Origin of the sequence: Duganella qianjiadongensis, from assembly GCF_009857915.1 — a bacterium.
GTDB classification, from domain to species: domain Bacteria; phylum Pseudomonadota; class Gammaproteobacteria; order Burkholderiales; family Burkholderiaceae_D; genus Rugamonas; species Rugamonas qianjiadongensis.
Genome location: NZ_WWCM01000002.1, coordinates 528524 through 551431, shown reverse-complemented (window position 1 = coordinate 551431; position 22908 = coordinate 528524). Strand labels below are relative to the sequence as shown.

General features: G+C 64.7%; 17 protein-coding genes. 11 read left to right on the top strand and 6 right to left on the bottom strand.

The genetic code is table 11. The features are described 5' to 3' along the window. Positions 1-31 precede the first annotated feature (31 nt). The gene (locus tag GTP27_RS05255; protein WP_161038103.1) at positions 32-3649 is read right to left on the bottom strand and encodes an AfsR/SARP family transcriptional regulator; all 3618 of its coding nucleotides are present in this window, start codon (positions 3647-3649) and stop codon (positions 32-34) included. Positions 3650-3897: 248 nt separating this feature from the next. On the opposite strand from GTP27_RS05255, the gene GTP27_RS05250 reads away from it, so the two are divergent. The 5 genes from GTP27_RS05250 to GTP27_RS05230 are packed head-to-tail and all read left to right on the top strand — an operon-like array spanning position 3898 to position 10175. Continuing rightward, positions 3898-5244, top strand: a complete 1347-nt coding sequence (locus GTP27_RS05250; protein ID WP_161038102.1) for a hypothetical protein — start codon at positions 3898-3900, stop codon at positions 5242-5244. 10 nt (positions 5245-5254) lie between these two features. After that, positions 5255-5680: a phosphate ABC transporter substrate-binding protein gene (locus GTP27_RS05245; RefSeq protein ID WP_161038101.1), complete on the top strand. Its 426-nt coding sequence runs from the start codon at positions 5255-5257 to the stop codon at positions 5678-5680. Positions 5681-5692: 12 nt separating this feature from the next. After that, positions 5693-8104, top strand: coding sequence for an ATP-binding SpoIIE family protein phosphatase (locus GTP27_RS05240; protein ID WP_161038100.1), 2412 nt, complete (start codon positions 5693-5695; stop codon positions 8102-8104). Between the two features lie 47 nt (positions 8105-8151). Next, positions 8152-8502, top strand: a complete 351-nt coding sequence (locus GTP27_RS05235) for an STAS domain-containing protein (protein ID WP_161038099.1) — start codon at positions 8152-8154, stop codon at positions 8500-8502. A gap of 26 nt (positions 8503-8528) precedes the next feature. Beyond that, on the top strand, positions 8529-10175 hold the full coding sequence (locus tag GTP27_RS05230) for a Na/Pi symporter (RefSeq protein WP_161038098.1): 1647 nt from the start codon (positions 8529-8531) through the stop codon (positions 10173-10175). On the opposite strand, the gene GTP27_RS05225 is transcribed toward GTP27_RS05230, so the two are convergent. Together GTP27_RS05225 and GTP27_RS05220 are read right to left on the bottom strand one after the other, a co-directional pair. Continuing rightward, positions 10088-10795 carry a lysoplasmalogenase gene (locus GTP27_RS05225; protein ID WP_161038097.1) on the bottom strand — a complete coding sequence of 236 codons (708 nt, stop codon included), beginning with the start codon at positions 10793-10795 and terminating at the stop codon, positions 10088-10090. The two genes, GTP27_RS05230 and GTP27_RS05225, sit on opposite strands and share 88 nt — an antisense overlap. A 90-nt stretch (positions 10796-10885) precedes the next feature. Beyond that, positions 10886-11506 (bottom strand): hypothetical protein, encoded by a 621-nt coding sequence (locus tag GTP27_RS05220; protein ID WP_161038096.1) that lies wholly within the window; start codon positions 11504-11506, stop codon positions 10886-10888. Positions 11507-11662: 156 nt separating this feature from the next. Here GTP27_RS05220 and GTP27_RS05215 point away from each other — a divergent pair, with 156 nt between their 5' ends. Continuing rightward, positions 11663-12022 (top strand): DUF5710 domain-containing protein, encoded by a 360-nt coding sequence (locus GTP27_RS05215; protein WP_161038095.1) that lies wholly within the window; start codon positions 11663-11665, stop codon positions 12020-12022. 1 nt (position 12023) lies between these two features. Beyond that, positions 12024-13025 (top strand): class I SAM-dependent methyltransferase, encoded by a 1002-nt coding sequence (locus GTP27_RS05210; protein WP_161038094.1) that lies wholly within the window; start codon positions 12024-12026, stop codon positions 13023-13025. Here the strand turns inward: GTP27_RS05210 and GTP27_RS05205 are convergent. Next, the gene (locus GTP27_RS05205; RefSeq protein WP_161038093.1) at positions 13022-13924 is read right to left on the bottom strand and encodes a LysR family transcriptional regulator ArgP; all 903 of its coding nucleotides are present in this window, start codon (positions 13922-13924) and stop codon (positions 13022-13024) included. The two genes, GTP27_RS05210 and GTP27_RS05205, sit on opposite strands and share 4 nt — an antisense overlap. 86 nt (positions 13925-14010) lie before the next feature. Between GTP27_RS05205 and GTP27_RS05200 the strand changes: the two genes are divergently transcribed. Next, the gene (locus GTP27_RS05200) at positions 14011-14616 is read left to right on the top strand and encodes a LysE/ArgO family amino acid transporter (RefSeq protein WP_161038092.1); all 606 of its coding nucleotides are present in this window, start codon (positions 14011-14013) and stop codon (positions 14614-14616) included. Positions 14617-14749: 133 nt separating this feature from the next. Then, entirely contained in the window at positions 14750-17068 is a 2319-nt protein-coding gene (locus GTP27_RS05195; RefSeq protein ID WP_229633396.1) for a putative bifunctional diguanylate cyclase/phosphodiesterase, read from the top strand. A gap of 27 nt (positions 17069-17095) precedes the next feature. Here the strand turns inward: GTP27_RS05195 and GTP27_RS05190 are convergent, their stop codons facing one another. After that, the gene (locus GTP27_RS05190) at positions 17096-17431 is read right to left on the bottom strand and encodes a hypothetical protein (RefSeq protein WP_202416553.1); all 336 of its coding nucleotides are present in this window, start codon (positions 17429-17431) and stop codon (positions 17096-17098) included. A gap of 28 nt (positions 17432-17459) precedes the next feature. Further along, complete coding sequence (locus GTP27_RS05185) at positions 17460-18782, bottom strand: NRAMP family divalent metal transporter (protein WP_161038091.1); 1323 nt, start codon at positions 18780-18782, stop codon at positions 17460-17462. Positions 18783-18943: 161 nt separating this feature from the next. Between GTP27_RS05185 and GTP27_RS05180 the strand changes: the two genes are divergently transcribed. Next, positions 18944-21199 (top strand): TonB-dependent receptor, encoded by a 2256-nt coding sequence (locus GTP27_RS05180; protein WP_161038090.1) that lies wholly within the window; start codon positions 18944-18946, stop codon positions 21197-21199. Next, positions 21199-22899 carry an alkaline phosphatase family protein gene (locus GTP27_RS05175; protein WP_161038089.1) on the top strand — a complete coding sequence of 567 codons (1701 nt, stop codon included), beginning with the start codon at positions 21199-21201 and terminating at the stop codon, positions 22897-22899. Before GTP27_RS05180 ends, GTP27_RS05175 begins: the two co-directional genes overlap by 1 nt. The last annotated feature ends 9 nt before the right edge of the window (positions 22900-22908 follow it).

Genomic DNA, 22908 nt, shown 5'->3' with positions numbered 1-22908 from the left:
ATGGGCCACCGTCAGGCTGCCGCGGGCAGAATCAAGCCTGATGCTCGAGGCTGGCCAGACAGGCTGCACGCAGCTGCAGCAGGCTGGCGCGGTGCAGCTGGTCATCGAGCTGCTCGGCGCTGGCCAGCGCGGCATCGAGCTGGGCCAGCTGGGCCGGGTAGTCGTGCAGGAAGCCCAGCGCTTCGGCCAGCGGATGCAGGAAGGCTACCAGTATGCCCGGCATCACGCTGCGCACGGCGTCAGCGGCAAATTCGAGCAGGGCCAGACCTTCGCGCTGGCCCGCATAAGCCAGACACCAGCCGCGCAGCATGGTGCCGGCCACCTGCCAGAGCGCCAGCTGGTACTGGCCCGCGAGTGCCAGAATTTCGTCGGCCAGTGTAGCGACGGTCGCCGCATCGTGGCGCAGCCGGTACACGGTGGCGGCATGCACCAGCGCGAAGCACAGCGAATCCGGATGGTCTAGCGTACGTGCCAGCGCAATGGCGGCACTGCAGTCTTCCAGCGCAGCGGCATGCTGGCCCAGTGCTAGGTGGGCCCATGCCGCATAGGCCAGCCCCGCGACCTGCGGGTCGTGGCCGTGCTGGTGATCGCGCGGGCGCGGCTGGCCGCTGCACAGCTGCACGGCGCTGCGCGCATGTTCGAGCGCTGCCTCGAAGCGCCCCCGCCACAGCGCCAGATTGGCTGCCGCCGCATGGGCATGACCGCGCCGCTGCCAGTCGCCGCTGGCACTGGCCGCCTGCAGCAGGTCGGGGATCAGCGCGGCACTGGTACGGAAACTGGCCTGCGCGCGCGAGCTGGAGACCATCCACAAACCCCATAGCACGTCGAAGCGCCGGGCGCCGTCGCATTGCGCAGCATACTCGCCGCTGCACAGCGCATGGGCGCGGTCGTACACGCTGGCGGCTTCGGCCGAACCATAACCCGCCAGTGCCAGCAGGGTCTGGCCCAGTGCCAGCAGCAGCTCGCATTCGCTGTCGGCGCGCGCGGCGCTGGCCGGTATCTGCTCCAGGACGGCCAGACCGCTGCGCAGATGTTCGGCCGCTTCGGCGCAGGCATGTGCGGCCAGCGCCTGACGGCCAGCCTGTAGCCACCATGCCAGCGCAGCAGGATAGTCGGCGGCCTCGCCCAGATGGTGGGCCAGTTGGGCCGGTTGCTGGCTGGCCCGCTGAGGGTAGTGCTGCAGCAGCGCATCGGCGACGCGGCGGTGGGCATGCTGGCGGTCGGCACGGGTCTGCGACTGGTAGGCGGCGGCGTGGATCAGCGCATGGCGGAATTCGAAATGGCGCGCATCGCACTGTTCCAGTAAACGGGCCTGCTGCAAGGCCTGCAGATGATCGTTATCGACCGGACCGACGTGGGCCAGCAACTCCAGATCGAAGCGGCGTCCTATGGTGGCGGCGAGCTGCGCCAGCCGGCGCGCTGCGCCGGTGGTATCGAGCCGGGCCGCCAGCAGATAGGCCAGCGTAGCAGGCAACTGGCGCGCGCCGGGCTGCTCCAGCGCCTGCTGTGCCAGTTCTTCGGCAAACAGCGGTATGCCCTCGGCGCTGGCGACGATGCGCGCAATCGCCGCTGCCGACAGGGCTGCGCCGGTCGCGCCCACCAGCACCGTCATCGCGCCATCATCGAGATGCTGTAGTTCCAGCACCGTGCTGTTCTCCTGCAGCCATGGTTCCAGTCCGCTGTCGTTGCGCACGGTGTAGACCGTCATTACCGGCAGCGCGGCCGTGTGGCGTGCCAGTGCGGCCAGCAGCGCCAGCGTGGAGGGATCGGCCCAGTGCAGATCCTCCACTGCCAGCAGTACGGGGCGCTGCGCTGCGGCGCTGTGGAACAGGGCCAGCAGCGCTGCGCTGGTCTGCTGCCTGAGCGCTTCGCTGCTGATGGCCGCAGGCTGTTCGGCGATGCCGAGCAGCGTTTGCAGCGTGGCTGTCACGCTCGCTGCCAGTGCAGCGTGCTGGCTGGCCAGATAGTCGGACAGCATGCTGCGCTTGCTGGCCGCCGGCTGGTCTGGCTGGCAGCCGATCAGCCGCTCCAGCAGAGCGATCACCGGCTGCCACGGCGTGCTGTGGAAGGCGGCTTCGCATTGCAGCTCCAGCCGCTGCCAGCGCGCCGGGGCCAGTGTGCCCGCCAGTTCGCGCAGCAGGCGCGATTTGCCTATGCCGGCTTCGCCGCGCAGTACCACCTGCTGCGCTGGCCCTGCGCTGGCCGCATCGCGCAGTGCCAGCAGCTGTGCCATTTCTGCCGTGCGGCCCACTAGCTGCTGCAGCTGCGCGGCCGCATCGAGACGGTTGCTGGCGGAGGTGGCGCCAGCGACGCGGTAGCTGCGCAAGGCCTGCGAGCCGCAGGGCTGCAGATAGAAGTAGCCGCTTACCAGCTGGCGAGTGCTGTCGCTGAGGTGGACTTCTCCGCCCGCGGCCCGTTCGCACAGGCGTAGCGCCAGTGCGGAAGCCACTCCGGCGGGATCGGGCTGGCCGGCGATGCTGCCGGTTACGATGCTGGCACTATGGATGCCGCTGCGGGCCTGCACACCGTCGCGACAGATGGCGGCGATGGCGCGGGCGGCCCGCACGGCACTGCGCGCGGCATCTTCCGACGCCACCGGATAGCCGAAGTAGGCGATGAAGCTGCCACCCGGCGCGGCCAGAACATGGCCGCCATGCTGGCTGGCCAGCCGGGTGCCAAGCTGGTAGGGCAGGCGCAGGCGTTCGGCGATTTCTTCTGCATCCGCGCTGCCGGATGCGTTCAGGCTGCAGTACAGGATGGTGACCTGGCGCCGTTCGGCATACGCCGCAGTCAGCACGCTGCCGTACTGTCCGGCTGCGCTGGGGGCAGGCATCGCCGCTGGCACTTTGCTGTGCTCGCGCCGCAGCAGATCTTCGCGCAGGGCCTCGGCTAGCTGGCGGGTGGCGTCAGCGGGGCTGGTGCCCAGTTCCTGCGCCAGTAGGCGCTGACAGTTTTCGAACTGGTCCAGTGCTTCGGCCGTGCGTCCGGCTGCCGCCAGCAGCCGCATCACGGCGCGGTGCGCCGCCTCGTTCCACGGTTCGAGTGCCAGATGGTGCTGGGCATGCTGCAACGCGCGCTCGGTTGTACCTTGCTGCGCATGGCTATCGCGCAGGCGTTCCAGCAGGCGCAACATGTGCTGCTGCAGCGTGGCACGCCAGCCATCGCGCCAGCCTTCGAATTCGGCCGCATCGTCCACCGCCAGGCTGGCGAGGAAGTCACCACGGTACAGGGCCGCCGCAGCCTCCATCTGTTCGATCTGCTGCGGATGATCGGACTGCGCGCCGTTGCCGGCCGAGCTGGCGGCGGCGAGAAAAGCGCGCACGTCCAGCCACCAGTCGCCGGCATTATTCAGGCGTACGGCATCACGCCCCGTGATTAGCCGGGCGTCGCTATCACGCAACATGCGGCGCAGGTGGTAGAGCGTCTGGCGCAGGTTGATGCGGGCCGCTTCGGCCGGCAGTTGTGGCCATAGCAGGTCGGCCAGCTGCTCGCGCCGGTGGCTGCGCTGGCTCTCCAGTGCCAGATAGGCCAGCAGGGCCAGCATCTTGCCATACACCTTGCCAGCAGCCGGCTGGCCCTCGATGCGCAGTTCGATGTCGCCGAGCAGGCTGAGATGCAATCGGACGGGAGAGCTGGCGGCGGCTGGCATGGTGATGGCGCGGGTCGGGTGGTTGGTTGTCAGAGCATCGCCAGGTGGCAGCGTGGGCCGCAGCTAACGTTCAGCTAGCGTTCAGTTTACGTCCAGTTTACGCTGGCTTGTTACGATCAAAATTATATTTAATGCAATTAGGATATTTTATCATCAAGTGACGCAGTGCCCCGGCGGACTGCGTTGAGGGCGGGTGCGTGCGTGTTGCCGGCGCGGCCCGCATGGAACCACCACCGACTGCAAGCGCGATGACCACTTTTTTCCTGACTCCTACACGCCGCCAGTCGCTGGCGCTGGCCTTGCTGCTGGCCGGTGCGCTGGCCACTGCCCGCGCTGACGAAGCTGATGCACCAGCGCTGCGCCTATCCGGTTTCGGCACACTGGGTTTTACCCACAATGACAACCACGATGCCGGTGCGATATTCTCCAGCGCGCAGAAGCGGCCTGCCGGACAGGGCTGGTCGGCCAATCTGGATTCCGTACTGGGGCTGCAGCTGGAATGGCAGGCCGGCGAGAATACCGCCTTCGTGCTGCAGGGCGTAGCACGGGCGGGCGACGATCTGTCGCCGGCGCTGCGCATGGCCTATCTGCGCCAGCAGATCAGCAACGACTTTGCCGTACGCGGGGGGCGTATCCGCAGCCCGCTGTACTTCGATTCGGATGTAGTGGAAATCGGCTATGCCTATCTGATGGCCCGTCCTGCGCTGCCGCTGTACGGCACCGTCAACAGCGTGGCTTCGCTGGATGGCGCCGATCTGCAGTGGCGCCACAATTTCGGCGATACCGCCGTGCTGGCGCAGGCCTATTACGGCCAGTCCGATTACCATCACCGCTTCTACAATCTCGCTCCCGTGCAGGCGGCCGATGCCAGTCTGCGCCACATCCGCGGGCTGGCCGTGAGCGCCACTTTGCCGAATCTGATCCTGCGCGCTTCGCACAGCCTGATCGGCAGCTACACCATGCGCTCGCCGCAGGTCAGCCAGATTAACGGTGCGACCGCGCAGTTTGCCGGCGCGCTGCAGGCTGCTGCGGACTATCCCTTCCTGCCGGCTGGGCTAGGCGCCGGCTTGCAGGCCAAGGCGCAGGGCATACGCGCGCTGGCCGCTCCGTTCGATAGCCGTCCGCTATACACCAGTGTGGGCTTCGACGCCAATGCCGGCGACTGGCGCCTGCTGGGCGAAGCCACGCGGCTCGATTCGCGCTCCGCCATGGTGGGCAAATACCACGGCTACCAGTTCACGCTGGCGCGCAGCTTCGACGAGATTACACCGTATGTATCGCTGGCACGCCAGCGCCGCGCCAGTGCGGCGCTCGATACCTCGGCGCTGGCACCCACCGGGCTCGATCCTGCGCTCGATGGCGCACTGGCGCAACTCAAGGGCGGGCTGGATCAGGCAGCGCGCTATGCCGATCTCTCCACCCGCTCCATCAGTGCCGGCGTGCGCTACGACTTCCGCGGCAATATGGCGCTGAAACTCCAGTATGACCATCTGAAGACACCCGGCGCTTATGCCCCCGGCTACTTTGCCGTGTCCCACCTGCCTATCCGTCCGGCCGTGAACCTGTTCACTGTGTCGCTCGATTTCGTTTTCTGAAGGTCGCATCATGCGCATAGCACAGTACTCTCTGATCAGCTGCCTGCTGCTGGCCTGCAGCTGGGCCCAGGCGCAGGTCGTGGTGGTGGTCAACCGCGACACTGCCGTGGAAAAGATCAATTCCGATCAGGCCACCCAGATGTTCCTCAAGCAGGTACAGACCTGGCCTGATGGCAAACCGGTGCAGCCTATCGATATCCGCGAAGGTGCGCCGCTGCGCGCCGAGTTCTATAGCAAGGTGACCGGACGCAGCCCCGGCCAGGTGCGAGCCTACTGGGCGCGCCAGAGCTTTACCGGTATGGGCTTTCCGCCCAAGCAGGCCGATAGCGCCGAGGAAGTGAGCAAGCTGGTACAGGCCACGCCGGGCGCGATTGGCTACATCAACAAAAAGCAGGTGGCGCCGCCGCTGAAAGTGGTCCTTGAAACGACACCCTGATTGCGCCGCACCATGCTGAGTCATTTTCTGGCTCCCACCGTCTGGCTGTCCAGCCGCCTGAGCTTCAAGCGCAAGTACGCGCTGATCGGTGCGGTGGTGCTGCTGGCGCTGGCCTTATTGTGCACACCGTTGCTGCGCAAAGTGGGCAGCGATATCGAGCTGGCGCGCAGCGAGCGCGAAGGCCTGGTAGCCTATCGGGCGCAGGCGCAAGTGCTGTATGCGCTGGTGAACGCGCGCAGCGCCGCGGTGCTGGCACCGCTGGACCGGCCCGACTGGCAGGCGCTGGACAGCAGCATGGCCCGCTTGATGCTCGCCGAATACCGCGGCGCTGCACAGGAGGCAGCGGCGCGCGTGCGCAGCAGCTGGCTGCAGGTACAGAGCATTGCCCAGTCGGGGGACCGGCGCCAGCGTTTTGTGGCGCTGACGGGCAGCATCAATGCGGTGCTGGGACTGATGCGCGAAGATGCGCGCAGCCACCGGCTCAATGTCGATGGCGAGCTCGATGCCACCTTCGACATGCTGGCCAACCGCCTGCCGCTGGTAGCGGAAACGCTGGCGCGCCAGCAGGATGCGCTCACCTTCAGCTCGGACGATATGGCCTCGTATGCGCTGGGCGCGCAAGTGGTGCTGAGCGAATCCGTAGCCAATCTCAAGGCCGGCCTGTCGCAGCTGGCGGCGTTGCACGGTCCGGCTCAGCGGCTGCAGCAGCCGCTGAGCCAGTTCCTGGCCAATATCGCGCGCCAGCAGGATGCGGCCGACAAAACGCTGGATGCGCCCGCCAGCGTCAACGAACTGCGCGCACTGGCCACCGACAATCTGCAGGCCGCGCGCGAGCTGCTGGAAGCCACCGCAGGCGATGCCGACGAATTTCTGGCAGCGCGCATCGCCCGCCTGCAGCAGTCGCAGATCATCGTCGCGCTGATACTGGTGGCCGTGATCGCAGCCATCGCCTATCTGTTCGCCGGTATTTACCTGTCCACCCTGCGTTCGCTGCGCAGCCTGTCGGAAGGCACGCAGTCGTTCTGCGCGGGCCGGCTCGATACCCGCATCCATATCGATACGCGCGACGAGCTGGTGCTGGTGGCGAATAACTTCAACACGGTGGCCAGCGAGTTTGCCGGCCTGCTGGAAGTGGTGCGCGAGCAGAACGAATCACGCGAACGCGAACTGGAAGAGCAGGTAGCAGCGCGTACCTGGGAACTGGCGGAGAAGAACGAGGCGCTGCGTGCTGCCGGTGAACGGGTGCAGGAAGAACTTGATCTGGCGCGTGCCATGCAGCTGGCCATACTGCCGCAGCACTTCCCGGCCGAGGATGACTGGGCGGTGCATGCGGCCATGTATCCGGCGCGCGAACTGGGCGGCGATTTCTATGACTGCTTCCCGCTGGCGGACGGCCGCTGCGGTGTGCTGGTGGCCGACGTCTCGGGCAAGGGCGTGGGGGCGGCCTTCTTCATGGCGGTCTCGCGCACGGTGCTGCTTGATCTGGCGATGACTGGTGACGCCCCGGCCAGGGTGCTGGCCGCCGCCAATGACCTGCTGTGCGAACGCAACCCCATGGAACTGTTCGTGACGGCCTGCTACGCCATCTACAACCCGCAGGATGGGTCGCTGGTGTATGCCAGCGCGGGCCATCCGCCGCCGCTGCGGCGTTCTGCCGATGGCACAGTGACCGCCTTGCCCTGCATGATGGATGTAGCGCTGGGCTGGATGCCGGCACTGGCGTACACCGACCAGCATGCCACGCTGGCGGCCGGTGAAGCGCTGCTGCTGTACACCGACGGCGTGACGGAAGCCTTCTCTGCAGCGGGCGAAGCCTATGGCGATGACCGCCTGCTGCAGTGGTTCGGCAGCAGCAATGAAAGCAGTGCCGCCGCCACGGTAGCCAGTCTGGTGCGCGATGTAGCCTGTTTCGTGAATGGCGCGGAAGCGTCCGATGATCTGACCTGTCTGGTGCTCAGACGAAAACCGGGAGTCCCCCTGATGGATACAACACCTATCGTCCTGCATAACAAACGCCTGCTGCTGGAATATGACCTGCCGTCGCGGGTGGACGAAATCGCCCAGCTGGCCGAGGCGGTGAATACGGCGCTGCCGGAGCGCAGCGACCTGGCGTTTGCCGCCAATCTCTGTCTGGAAGAACTGGTCACCAACACCATACAGTATGGCCTCGAAAGTGCGCCGGACCGGGTGATCCATGTACGCATGAGCATTTCCGATGAATGGCTGGAGATCATCCTGAAAGATGATGCACCGCCGTTCGATCCGTTTGCCGAAGCGCCGGCACCCGATCTGGATGGCGATCTGGATGCCCGTCCGATCGGCGGTCTGGGCGTGCATCTGGTGAAGACCCTGATGGATGATGCGCGCGCCTACTTCGACGGCAGCGGCAATCTGATCGTACTGCTGAAAACCCTGCGCACCTGAAGCGCCCCCAGAACTCCCCCGAACCGACTACCTGCCGAGGACCTATCATGAGCTTCCAATACGAATTATCCCAACTCGAAGGCGCAGCCGCCGTCCGCCTGAGCGGCCGGCTCGATAGCGCGACGGCCAGCGGCTTCGAAAAACCGCTGCAGGATCTGTTCACGCTGCCCGCCAGCCGCGTGCTACTGGACTTCAGCGCGCTCGACTACATTTCCAGCGCCGGCCTGCGGGTGGTGCTGATGGCAGCCAAGCGCGCCAAGCAGAGTCAGGGCGCGCTGGTGCTGTGCAGCTTGCAGCAGCAGGTGCGCGACGTGTTCGAAATCAGCGGCTTCCTGCGCATACTCGATGTGGCCGACGACGCTGCCGGCGCGCTGCAGCAGCTGCGCGTCAGCGCCTGACACTACGCCTAACCGGGCTAGCCAGCATGGATATTTTTGCCAGCGTATTCGCCGGACTGGGGCTGTTTTTCATCGGCATCCGTCTGCTCAGTAACAACGTCAAGCAGCTGATCGGACGGCGCATGCGCGTGCTGATCACCCGCGTGGTGTCCGGCAATGGTTCAGTGGCGCTACTGGGCCTGCTCGCAGGCGCCATCATCCAGAGCCTGAACGCGGTGACTTTCGTGATGGTGGCGCTGGTAAGCGCCGGCGCGATCGACAAGCGCCGCGCCTTCCCCGTGATCAGCTGGGCCAATCTGGGCACCTCGGTGCTGATTCTGATGGCCACGCTGAATATGCACTGGCTGATCCTGCTGCTGATCGGGATTACCGGCACCACCTACTACCTGAATCTGGACCAGTCGGCGCGCTACCGCCATGCCATCGGTGCTTTGCTGGGACTGGGGCTGCTATTCCTCGGCATCGACTTCATCAAATCCGGCTCGGCCATCCTCAAACACACGGCCTGGCTGAAGGATGCCATGCAGGTGGCCGGCCATTATCCTTTGCTGAGCTTCGCCATCGGCACGGCCATCGCGGCGCTGGTGCAGTCGTCGCCCACGGTGACGGTGGTGGCGATGGCGATGGCGGCGGCGGGCCTGCTGCCATTCGGTAGCGGCGCCATGATCGTGCTGGGAGCGGGGCTGGGCTCCGGTCTTGCCACGCTATCGATGACGGGCAAGCTGACCGGCAGTGCGCGCCAGCTGGTGCTGTATCAGGTGGCGCTCAAGGCCAGCGGCGTGGGCGTGATGCTGGCCCTGCTGACGGCGGACTGGCTATCGGGGCAGGGGCTGGCGGAGCACGCCATGCTGCAACTGGGGCTGGGGCCTTCCGGTCAGCTGGCGGCCATCTATATTCTGCTGCAGATTGCTTCCGATCTGGCCATGCGCGCCTTGCGCGCGCCTGTGCTGCAGCTGCTCGAGCGGCTGGCGCCACCGTCGGTGGAGGAAACGCTGGGGCGGCCGCACTACATCAATGATGAAGCGCTGGTGGAACCGGAGACTGCGCTGCTGCTGGTGGAGCGCGAGCAGCAGCGTCTGCTGGCCAGCCTGCCGGCCTATCTCGATGCGGTGCGCGAGGAGGTGTCGAGCACCAGCCCGGCCGCGCATATACTGCTGGCGGCGGAAGGCGGCGTGCTGCGCGAGTGTGCCGTATTCCTGACCGAACTGGCGGACCGCAACCATAGCCGCGAAGTGCTGGAGCAGACCATCGTGCTGCGCGACCGCAACCAGCTGCTGGGCAATCTGCAGGAGGCGCTGGCGGAACTCGACAAGACTATCGGCGATCCGGCCCGCATGGGCGAGGTGCGCGGCCTGATCGACAGTATGGTGGAAAGCCTGCACATGATGCTGGAAACGCTGGCCGAAGTGGCGGCAGCACCGGCGGCAGCCGATCTGGAAATGCTGCGCATGCTGACCCACGACCGCTCGGAACTGATGGATGCGATACGCCGCCGCCTGCAGGGCGGCGGGGTGGCCGCCGAGGTGCAGCAGGCAGTGTTCTCGGCGACCGGCCTGTTCGAGCGCAGTGTCTGGCTGCTGCGCCGTTACGTGCTGCTGCTGGATGTCAGGCCGGCTGGCGAGGCGGTTACCGCGACGGGCAGCGAGCGTGCCAGCAGATATAGCGCTGCATAATAGGTGCCTAGCACCAGCAGGGCGGAAGCGGGTAGCGGCGCGTGGAATTTGTTATAGGCCAGCAGCGTGTCGGAACTGAGGAATAGCAGGCCTCCCGCTGCTGCGCTAGTGCTGGCCGGCGTGGCCAGACTGCGGGCACGGGCGATGGCCTGGGCACTCATGGCAACGAGACACAGCATATACGCCAGCACGGGGGGCCGCAGCGCGGCGCCTATGCCGGGCCAGAGCACGGCCAGGTTGAGGCAACCCACCAGCAGCAGTAGCAGCAAAGGCCAGAGCGGACGGGCCCAGCGCGCATCGCGCGTGAGCGCGCGCAGGTAGCACAGGTGGGCCAGCAGGAAGGCCGCGAGGCCCAGTTCGAAGCCCGCCGCCAGCACCTCTCTGGGCAGCATGAGCAGCACATCGCCCAGCCACGAAAAAGCCAGCCCTGCCAGCAGCGCGCGGCGATAAGCTTCATGCCGGGGGGCGTGCTGGCGCCAGACCAGCGCGGCGATCAGCAAGGTGGCCAGCGGCTTGGCAAAGTAGTGCAACCAGATGGTCGCGCCGCCCAGCGTGGAGCCGAGTATGGCCAGTGCAACGCTGGCGGCAATCGCATACTGGTGCAGACGTGAAACTGGCATGGCGTAGTCCCCGATCATCGATGACGGCAAAAAATGTCGGGCTAGCCTAGCACAAGCTCGCCACACCGGGCCAGTGCAGCAGCGCGGCGACTATTCCTTGCCGCGCACGTCGTGCATGGAGAGCACCAGATCGGCCGCGCTCAGGCGGGTCTTGGCGGGGAAGCCGTCCTCCAGCGCGACCACGGCGCCGGCGCTGATCTTTTCGTCGGCGCCGATACTGGTACTGGCCGGCATGAAGGCAAAGTTGGGGAAGCTGCTGTGGCCATGGGCGGCAATCTCGCGCAGTGTGCGCGGCGCGGCACGCAGCAGGCCATTGCGCACAAAGCGCTGGCGCTCTTCGTTGCGCGCCTTGAGCAGCGTCTGCAGGCGTTTGATGTCCTGTATCAAGTGCTCCTGCTCGGCATACAGCGCGGCCAGCGCGTCGTCGTCCAGCGGGGCTTCCCACTGGGTCAGCTTGAGCAGGCCGCGCCGGTGCAGATTCTGCCGCTGGATGTCGAGATCGACGGTGCTCTGGCGCGCCTGTTGCGCTTCGAGGTTGCGCGCTTCCTGCAGCTCGCCATGATGGCGGTGCCATTTGTCGCCGAATTCGAATACCAGTCCGTCGAAGTAGAAATACATGGGCAGGCCGCTAGCGAGAATAGCCGCTTCGCTCTGCTGCCAGCGGGCGGCCAGTTCGGCGACGGTGAGGGTGATCGGTTCGATAATAGACATGGTGTTCGGGGACAGGCTGGCCCTGCGGCGCGTTTGCTTGCAAGCCGCTATTGTAGCGTGGATGACGGCGATTACGGAGATAACGGGGCTGGGGCAGTTTGCCGCAGCGGCGGGCGCAGGCAGAGTAAAATGGCGGAGTAAAGAGGAGTTGTCGTCATGATGTTTTTAAAAGTTCCGTTTGCGGAAAAGGATGAAGCCAAAGCGCTCGGTGCACGCTGGAATGGCGAGCGCAAGTCGTGGTATGTACCGGACGGAAAGGCCACCGAGCCATTCGCCCGCTGGCTGCCGCCCGGCGGCGCCGATTTTGTACCGGCCATTGCGGCCGTCACGCCCCGTTCCCACCCCGTGACGGTGGATAGCTATGCCGGCAAGCCGGTAGCGGGCAAGCACTTTATCGATCTGCAGCACCTGTGCAATCCGTTCGAGGGCTGCGCCCATTGCGCGCCGCGCCTGCAGGAAGTGGGCTGGCAGGCTGCACACGACGAGGTGCAGGCTATGCTGGCCAGCCTGCGCTGATATGCTGGCGACGCAGCTGCTGGCACCGTTGTACGCCGCCATACAGGGCGGCGAGCAGCACCAGCGTCCGCCCCTGCTGCTGGCGCCTGATGCGCCCTTTCTCGCATATATCGAAACCGGCTACGCCTTGCGTGCCTGTCTGGAGGACCGCCTGCAGCACGACTATCTGCTGCAGCGCCTGCGCCCCCATGCCAGCGTGATCGTCGGCACGCTGCCGGCCGGGCTGCAGCCGCACAGCATGCTGCCGCGTAGCCCGGCCTTGCCGCATTTCCGCCCTTTGCAGCAGATCAGCGATACGGAAATTCATGACTGGCTGGTGCAGGATGCCGGCCTGATCTACGGCGAACTGCAGCAGGATGAACTGGAGCGCTATTTTGCGGCCATCGCGCCGTTTGTGGCGCCCGGCGGCCTGATGGTCGATCTGGGCAGCGGTCTGGGTAAGGTGGTGATGACGGCCGCGCTGAGTTTGCCGTTCCGGCGCTGTGTGGGGGTGGAGCTGATGGCGTATCGCCATCAGCTGGCCTTGCAGCGCTGCCAGCACATGCTGGCGCTGAACGGGCAGCAGCTGGCCCAGCTGCCGCCACCGCTGCAGCACGAGCAGACCTTGCTGCTGCCGTCCGGTGCCAGTATGACGCTGGCGCATCTGCGCGACCTGCCGCAGCGGCTGGCGTTTATCGAGGCCGATATGTTCAAGGTCGATGTCAGCGCGGCCACGCTGGTGTTCCTCTACAGTACCTGCTTCGGCCCGCTGATGCCGGCGCTGGCGCAAAAACTGGCCAGCGAGCTGCAGCCGGGGGCGCTGGTATCGACCACCACTTATCCGCTGCAGCATCCGGCGTTCCGCATCCTGCAGCATTTCCCTGCCGGTACGCTGGCATGGACCAGCGTGAATCTGTACCAGCGTTATGGCGACTGGGATGGCAGCGCAGCAGCGCCGCTCAGCTACGGCGCTGATCCGGCCGAATGGGAAGCGCGCGCCCGGGCCGAACTGGCCGCGCGCTAGTGCGGGGCCGCTTCCTGCAGCAGCCAGCGCTGCGCCGTTGCGATGATGCGCGCCGATAGCTGGCGCGTGTAGGGCGTATCGATATCCCAGCGGTGCCAGATCAGGGGCACATCGAGATAGTGGCCCGGCGTCAGATCGATCAGCGTGCCATCCCGTAAGCCTGCTGCGCATTGCAGCACCGGCAGCATGCCGTAGCCGAAACCGGCCGCCACAAAGCGCAGGAAGCCGTCCGAGCTGGCGTAGGCATGGTGCGGAAAACTGCCCGTATAGCCGGTGTACTGGGCGATGTAGCGCTGCTGCAGCGCATCCTTGCGGTCGAAAATCAGCACGGGAGCGGTCTGCACGGCCTGCGCCGTCATCCCTTGCGGGAACCAGCGCTGCGCATAGGCGGGGCTGGCCACGCACAGATAGCGCATCCGCCCCAGCGGGGTGGAGGAGGTGCCCGCCACCTGCGCCGATTCGCTGGTGACGCAGCCATATACCCGGCCTTCGCGCAGCATGCTCAGCGTGTGGTCCTGATCGTCCATACGGATATGCAGCATGCAGTCGCCGCGCAGCATCAGCGGGGTGATGGCTTCCTGCAGCCATGTGGCGGCACTGTCGGCATTCACGGCGATGGCGATTTCCACCGTCGGTGCGCCGCCCGGCGCGGCCTGCAGCAGTGCCGCTTCCAGCAGCCGCACCTGACGGTAGTGGGCGATCAGGCGCTGGCCGGCTGCGGTCGGTACCGGTGGCTGGCTGCGCACGATCAGCAGTTCGCCTGCGCTGTGTTCGAGCATGCGCAGGCGCTGCGACACGGCGGACTGGGTAATGGCCAGCGCGGCAGCGGCCTTGTCGAAATTGCCGTATTCGATGATGGCATCGAGCGCGGCCAGACCCCGATAATCGACCTGCTTCATTAGTTTTCCTAATATTTGGTGATTTTTATTAATTATACTTATCTCCGCCGTCCCGCTAAGCTGGCGTTTTCAATCAGGGGGACAGCATGCTGGCAGCAGCTTTTTTCAAGGGGATGGGGCTGGGCGGCAGCCTGATCGTGGCCATCGGTTCGCAGAACGCCTATCTGCTGCGGCAGGCCCTCAAGCGCGAGTTCGTGCTGGTGTGCGTAGCCATCTGCGTGCTGTGCGATGTGCTGCTGATCGGCGCCGGGGTGGCCGGGATGGGCGAACTGATGACGCAGGCGCCGTCGCTACTGTGGCTGATCAAACTGGCCGGTGCCGCCTTTCTGGGCTGGTATGGCTGGCGCGCTGCCCGTTCCGCCCTGCAGCCGGGCAGCATGCAGGCCCAGGCCAATAGCGGCGCCAGCGAACGGCGTACGGTGGTGGCGGCCATGCTGGCCTTCAGCCTGCTCAATCCCCATGTGTATCTGGATACGGTGGTGCTGCTCGGTTCCATCGGCGGCCAGCAGGCCGGCATGGGGCGCTGGTATTTTGCGGCGGGCGCCATGCTCGCTTCGCTGCTGTGGTTCACCAGTCTGGGCTTCGGGGCGCGCTATCTGACGCCCGTCTTTGCCCGCCCGCGTGCATGGCAGATCCTCGATGCGGTGATTGCGCTGGTGATGTGGAGTCTGGCAATTTCCTTGTTCCTGTGACAGCGTCTGTGTTAATCGGCAACAGAAATCGGCGCTAGACGTGCTCTGCCGTATCGCGGCGCGGGAGCTTGGGCATACAATGGTCTGAATAATTATTCCTATCATTGAGACGCTGGACCGCAGGGCCCCATTTATGAGCACCGATCTCGGTAGTTACAGCCACCTATCCGCCATCGCCGCGGCCTTTGCGGCCGATGCCATTCTGAGCACATTGCTGATTTTTCTATGGCTGATGCAGCGCAAGGAAAAGCATGCGCTGTACTGGGGGCTGGGCCAGCTGTCCGTCATGAGCGGCATCGTGCTGTGGTTTATCGGCGGCCGCTATCTGTCCGAACAGTGGCGCATTCCCCTCTGCGCGGCCATGCTGGCGGCCGGCATGGCGGGCTACTGGAGCGGCACCAAATTCTTCCTCGGTGAACTGCACCGTGCGCAGCAGCGCTGGATATTGCCGGTGGCGCTGGCCATTACCCTGGTCTGCTATCGGGTGTGGGATGCCACGCCGGCGCTGCTGGCGCCGGGCAGCGCCGCCATCCTCGGCGTGGTGATGGTGTGGTGCGGCCAGCGCCTGATCCGCAACAAGAACCGCTACCAGTTCCTCGGCATGACGCTGCTGCTGCGCGGGATTTTCAATATGCTCAGTGCCGTCACGCTGGGGCCCGAGCTGTATCTGTTCTGGTTTGTCGGCACCACGGTGCTCAAGACATTGAGCATGCTGGGGCTGATCTACGCCGTGCAGCAGGAAATCCAGCAGCGCTATGCGCGCACCATCGACAGCCTCAGTAACGGCTTCCTGATTCGCGACCGGCGCGGCTATGTGCAGGTGGCCAATGAGCGCTGCGCGCGCCTGCTCGGCTTTGCCGGTCCGGCTGATCTGGTGGGCAGGCATGTGAGCGATCTGCTGCCGGGACTGACACCGCAGATGGCCGACCTATACTTCCAGCGCTTCATGGCGCCCGATGCCGTCTATCCGCTGGTGGAGACGGCCATGTTCCAGCTGCACAATGGCACGCGGCTGCCGGTGGAATTGCTGGCATCGCCGTATGAAGAGCGCGGCCGCCTTTACTGTCTGGTGCAGCTGCTCGATATCAGCGAACGCACCCGCAAGGATGATCTGTTGCGTCAGGCCGCCAACATCGATCCGGTGACCGGCTATTTCAACCGCCACGCCATTACCAACCGGCTGCGCGAAGAGGTCACGCTGGCCTGCAGCGCGGCCTGCGAGTGCGCCGTGCTGTTCATCGATCTGGACAAGTTCAAGCGCGTCAACGACTCCTTCGGTCATGCCGTGGGCGATGAGCTGCTGCGCCAGTTCGCGCGCCGCCTGCATTCCGTGCTGGGGCCGCAGGATGTGCTGGCCCGTTTCGGCGGCGACGAATTCATCGTGGTGCTGCCGGAGCTGGCGGCGGGCAGCGCCGAGCAGCGCGCGCGCGCCTGCGCCGAACAGATTATCGCTGCCATGGAGAGCAGCTTTACCGTGACCCACCATGTGATCGGCGTGTCGGCCAGCGTCGGCGTGGCCTGCTATCCGCAGCATGGTCTGGATGGCGCCACGCTGATCCGCCATGCCGATATCGCCATGTATGTGGCCAAGAAGAGCGGACGCGGCGAGCTGCGTTTCTTTAATGACGCCATGAATGCGGCGGCCAAGGATGCGCTGGTGATCGACGGTGCGCTGCGCGGCGCCATCGCGGGGCAGGAATTCCGTCTCGTGTACCAGGCCATTACCAGTGCGGCCAGCGGTGCCATGACCAAGGTGGAGGCGCTGCTGCGCTGGCATAGCGCCACGCTGGGCAATGTGGCGCCCGACCGCTTTATTCCGGTAGCGGAAGATAGCGGCATGATCGTGGAAATCGGCAGCTGGGTGCTGAACGAAGCCTGCCGCCAGCTCGGCGTGTGGAAAACCGGCGCGCTGGGCGAGCTCACGGTCAGCATCAATGTCTCGGCCTGGCAGCTAGCTGATCCGGCTTTTGTCGGGCTGGTGCAGCAGGCACTGGAACGCAACGGGCTGGCGCCGCGCCAGCTGGAGCTGGAACTGACGGAGCGGGTGCTGATCGATAACGGCAGTCAGGTACAGAGCGTGCTGGCGCAGCTGCGCGGCATGGGTGTGGGCATCTCGCTGGACGATTTCGGTACCGGCTATTCCTCGCTCAGCTACCTGACCCGCTTCCATCTGAATACGCTGAAGATAGACCGTGCCTTCGTGATGGATATCGAGCACAGTGAGCGCAGCAATAATCTGGTGCATGCGATTATTGCCATGGGCCAGAGCCTGGGCCTGCAACTGGTGGCGGAAGGCGTGGAGACGGCAGGGCAGGCCAGCATATTGCGCCAGCTTGGCTGCCATCATCTGCAGGGCTATCACATCTCGCTGCCGATACCGGCCGATGAATTGCCGGGCTTTGCCAGCCGCCTGAAAGCGGGCGCACTGCCGCAACTGGCTGCCAGCGTCTGAGCCTGCCCTGCTGGCAGCGCTGGGGTTTCAGCGGCCGTTGCCGGCCGCTGCCGGTTTTTGCGCCGCTTCCTCAGCCGTGAGTATCCAGATGCGGTCGATATTGCCCCAGCTATCGACGGTGTAATTGACCACCAGATCACTGCCGCGTATCGCTGCGGGCAGCTCGATCAGATTGTCCTGATTGAAGATGCGCGCCGACGGTGCCAGCTGGCGTACTTTGCCATCGATCAGCACTTCGGGGAAATAGGCCGGCGTCATTTTGCCGCGCACGGCATGGGCCGGAAACGGACGTTCGTAAGCCTGTACGTCCAGGCTGGCCGCGCTGGCCAGCAGCAATAGCGCTAGCCGGAGTGTCGCTCGCATGGGCTGCTCCCTGTCTCTGTTGCGGCCATTATAAAACCATCGTCACCAGCATGGCGGCCACCGCCAGCGCCATCACGCCCGTGCACAGCCAGCCCAGTAGCGTCAAACGGCGCGAAATCACCAGCGCGCCCATTACGGCAGGGCGGCGTGCCAGCAGCATCAGCACTACCATGATGGGCACCGAGATCACACCGTTCAGCACGGCGCTCCAGTACAGCGCGCGGATGGGATCGATGCTGGTGAAGCAGAGCGCCGTGCCGATCAGCGTGGCGGCGCCTATGATGCCGTAGAACTTGCGCGCGCTGCCATACTGCAGTTCCAGACTGCCGCGCCAGTGCATGGCGCCGGCCATGGCGTAGGCGGCCGAACCGGCCAGCACGGGCACGGCCAGCAGGCCGGTGCCGATGATGCCGAGACTGAACAGGGCGAAGGCGAAGTCGCCGGCGATGGGGCGCAGGGCCTGCGCCGCCTGCGCCGAAGAAGCGATGTCGGTGATGCCGTGCGCGCCCAGCGTGACAGCAGTGGTCAGCATGATGCACAGCGCCACCAGATTGGAAAAGCCCATGCCGACCACGGTGTCGATCTTGATGCGCATGAGCTGGGGGCCCGCCTGCCCGGCATCGTGCTTGAGCGCGTGGGCCAGCGGGTCGGCGCGCAGGTCTTCCACTTCCTGCGAGGCCTGCCAGAAAAACAGATAGGGACTGATGGTGGTGCCGAATACGGCCACTACGGTGGTGATATAGGCTGGCTGCCATGACAGCTCAGGCCAGACGATGGCCTTGAGCACCTGCAGCCATGGCAGGTGCAGGCTGATGGCCGTGAGCACGTAGGCAAACAGGGCCAGGGTCAGCCACTTGAGCACATTCACATAGCGGTGGTAGGGCAGCAGCACTTGCAGCAGCAGCGACAGCAGCCCGGCTGCAGCTGCGTACCAGTGGCTGCCGCCGCCTGTCAGCAGGCTGACCGCCTGGCCCATGGCGGCAATGTCGGCGGCGATATTGATGGTGTTGGCCACGAGCAGCAGGCTGACGATGGCGTACAGCAGCGGGCGTGGCAGATGGCGCCGCATATTGGTGGCCAGCCCGGCGCCGCTGACGCGGCCGATGTTGGCGCTGATGGCCTGGATGCCCACCATCAGCGGCAGGGTCAGGATCACGGTCCACAGCATCTGCAGGCCGAACTGGGCACCCGCCTGCGAATAGGTGGCGATGCCGCTGGGATCGTCGTCGGCCGCGCCGGTGATCAGGCCGGGGCCGAGCTTACCCAGCCAGCTGCTGTCTTTGCTGGCAGGGCGACTGGCAGAACGGCTTGGCGGCGGCGTGCCGAAGCTGGGTGGCGTGGGCTGAGGCATATGCGTCTCGGAGTGGAACTCGGTTCTGCATACTAACCGAGGTGAAGAAATCTTGTCATAAAGTTGTCATGGCTGCGTCATAGACGCGTCACATGCTGTTTCTACAATCTTGCGAGTTAGTTTGCACCGCTTCTACATTCACTCACAAGAAAGAAAAAATCATGCAACAGCGCTTCCCATTGAAACCTCTGTGCCTGCTGGTTCTGCAGGCGCTGGCCTGCCACGCTGCTCTGGCGGCAAACCCTGCCGACGCAGCCGATGCCGCTGCGGACAGCAATCTGGCTGGTGCCGTGGTTGGCCCTATCCAGACGGTAGAGATCACTGGCCGCGGCCAGTCGCGTCAGGTGCAGAACATTAACAAGACCGATCTGGCCGAAGCGCTGCCGGGCACCAGCCCATTGAAAGTGCTGGAGAAACTGCCGGGTGTGAACTTCCAGTCGGCCGATCCTTTCGGCGCCTACGAATGGTCGACCCGCTTCAGCGTGCGCGGCTTCAACCAGAACCAGCTGGGCTTCACGCTGGACGGCGTGCCGCTCGGAGATATGAGCTACGGTAACAACAACGGCCTGCACATCAGCCGTGCGATTTCGTCGGAAAATATTGGCAGCGTCACCGTGTCGCAAGGCGCCGGTGCACTGGCCACCGCTTCCACCAGCAACCTGGGCGGCACCGTGCAGTTCTTCTCGCAGATGCCGAGCGATGAACTGGGCCTGACCTTCGCCCAGACCTTCGGCAGCGACTCCACCTCGCGCACCTTTGCCCGCGTCGATACCGGCCTGCTGAACGGCGTGGCCAAAGCCTATCTGAGCGGCACCCGCCAGCGCACCGATAAAACCAAGGGCGCCGGTGGGCAGAATCAGGATCAGCTGAACTCCAAGTTCGTTTTCAACTTCGGCGAAAACAAGCTGACCGGCTTCCTCAACTACTCGGACCGCCGCGAAGTCGACTATCAGGACGTGTCGCCGGAAATGGTGCAGCGTCTGGGCTATCAGTGGGATAACTACGAAGGCGACTGGCAGCGTGCCGTGAATGCGGCCAAGGGCCAGTTCACGGGTGGCGTCAACAGCCTCGATGATGCCTACTATTCGGCCGGCGGCCTGCGCAAAGATACCCTCGGCGGCCTGACGCTGGATCTGAACTTCGGCAGCCACGTCAACCTGAACAGCACCATCTACCACCACGATAACGACGGTCAGGGCCACTGGTATACCCCGTATGTGCCGACCGATGCGGCTAATCCGATTTCGCTGCGCACCACCGAATACTCGATCGGTCGCGACGGCGTGACCAGCAATCTGAGCTGGGAACTGGGCAGCCATACCGTCAACTTCGGTCTGTGGGGCGAGCGCAGCAATCACACCGTCAGCCGCAACTACTACAGCGTGACCGGTCCTGCCGACACCATGGTGTTCCTGTCCAAGCCGTTCCGCACCGACTGGAAACAGAACTTCATCACCACCACCTCGCAGTACTACCTGCAGGATAGTTTCAGCGCCATGGACGGCCAGCTGAAATTCAACGCCGGCTTCAAAGGCATGGATGTCGCCATCAATGCCACCAATCTGGTCGGCAGCCGTGCTGCCGGCACGCTGAGCGCGGAGAAATCCTTCCTGCCGCAGGCAGGCGTCAACTATGCCATCAGCCGCGATGACGAAGTGTTTGCTTCGGCCTCGAAAAACATGCGTGCCTTCCAGCCGGGCGTGAGCGGTCCGTTCTCGCAGACCCAGGTGGCATTCGATGCCGGCTCGGCCAAACTGAAGCCGGAAACCTCGGTGAATCTGGATCTGGGCTACCGTTTCAAGCGCGCTGACGTCCAGGGCTCGCTGGCCGTCTACAGCGCCCGCTTCGACGACCGTCAGCTCAGCGTGGCTACCTGCGCCGGTATCGTCGGCTGCCCGTCGACGCTGGTCAACGTGGGCAAGGTCGATACCAAGGGTGCGGAAGCGATCGCTGTCTGGAAGATCAACCGTGAACTGAGCTGGTTCAACTCGGCCACCTTCAATGATTCGAAATACAAATCGGATTACGTCGATGGCAAGAATCTGGTCGCCGTCAGCGGCAAGCAGGTGGTCGATGCGCCGCGCGTGCTGTTCAACACCGAAGCTTCGTACGAAAACGCCGGCTGGTTCGCCCGCCTCGGCGCCAAGTACACGGGTCAGCGCTACTACACCTACACCAACGATGCCAGCGTACCGTCGTTCTGGCTGGCCAACCTGTCGGCCGGCTACAAGCTGAAAGCGATGGGCGGCCTGAAAGACCTGACCCTGCAAGCCAATGTGACCAATCTGTTCGACAAGAAGTATCTGGGGTCTATCGGCACCAACGGCTTCACTGCGACCGATCCTAGCCATACTCTGCAAAGTATGCTGACGGGTGCTCCACGTCAGCTGTTCGTCTCGCTGAACGGTAAGCTGTAATGCGGGCACCCCTGCTGGCGCTGGTCTGCGGTGCGCTGAACGTCACGGCCGCCGCAGCGGCCACTACGCCGATCGAGCACGTCATCGTGCTGATCGGCGAGAACCGGACCTTCGATAATCTGTACGGGGTCTACCAGCCACGCAGGGGACAGACTGTTGCCAACCTGCTGTCGAAGAAGATCGTCAATCTCGACGGCACGCCAGGCCCACGCTACGCCGATGCGGCGCAGAAGCTGGGCCTGTCGCAAGGCGCGTACACGCCTACCCCTGCGGTGACGGGGGCGTACACAACCCTGCCGCAGCCATGGGCGGCCGGTGCTTTCGGCCAGCGTCAGGACGTGCCCGATGCACGCTTCCCGGCTGACTTGCCTAACGGCCCGTTCCAGATCACCCACCACGTCGGCTACGGCGCCCACACGGGCGACCCCACGCACCGCTTCTTCCAGATGTGGCAGCAGGTGAACGGCGGCAAGAACGATCTGTTTGTCTGGGTGGGCGACCAGACCGGCCCCGGTCCCAGCAATCCCTTCCCGCTGGCGCCCGGCAGGACGGGGCAGGGCGGCGTGGCCATGGGCTTCTACAATATGGCGCGCGGCGATGCGGCACTGTTCAAGCGGCTGGCCGATCAATACGCCATCGCCGACAATTATCACCAGCCCATCATGGGCGGCACCACGGCCAATTACTTTGCGCTGGCCACCGCCGATGTGGGCGTGTATCTGGAAGACGGCAAACCGGCCACGCCGCCGGCCAAGCTGATCGAAAATCCCGATGCCCAGCCGGGTAGCAATAACTGGTACACGGAAGACGGCTACCGTGGCGGCACCTATGTGGCCTGTGCCGACGAGAGCCAGCCCGGTGTGGTCGGTATCCGCCAGCTGCTGGCGGCGCTGCCATATAAAGCCTTCAACGACGGCAACTGCGCGCCGGGCCACTACTACATGGTCAACAACCTTGATCCCGCCTATGGCCCGATGGGGCAGGCGCTGGAACTGGGGCCGGACAAATTCCTGCTGCCGCCGCAGACCATGCCGCATATCGGCGATGCGTTGACGGCGGGCGGGGTGTCGTGGAAGTGGTATAGCGGCGGCCGCAACGACGGCGTCAAGGTGGACAAGGAATACTGCGGCATGTGCGACACGCCCACCTTCTTCAGTTCCACCATGCAGGGCGCCGACAAGGCCAAGCTGGTCGATCTGATGCAGTTCTACGTCGATGTGAAAGATGCAGCGAGCTTCCCTGCAGTGTCCATCATCGCCCCGTACGACAGCATTTCCGGTCATCCCGGCTATGCCATGGAGACCAGCTTCGACGAACTGGTGGCCGGTGTGATAGACCGCGTTAAAGCTAATCCCGCACTGTGGAAGAACACTGCCATCCTGATTACCTTCGACGAAGGCGGCGGCTATTTTGATTCAGGCTATGTGCAGCCGATCGACTTCTTCGGCGACGGCACGCGGATACCATTGATCGTGGTGTCGCCGTGGGCCAAAAAGGGTGTAGTCGATCACACCTATTACGACCACGCGTCGATTGCCAAATTCATCGAGCGCAACTGGTCGCTGCCGCCGCTGTCGGCACGCAGCCGCGACAATCTGCCCAATCCCGTACATGGCAAGGCGGATCCGTATGTGCCGCTGAACCGTCCGGCGATAGGCGATCTGATGCCGCTGTTCGATTTTTCCGCCAGCCGCCGCTAATTCGCCGGC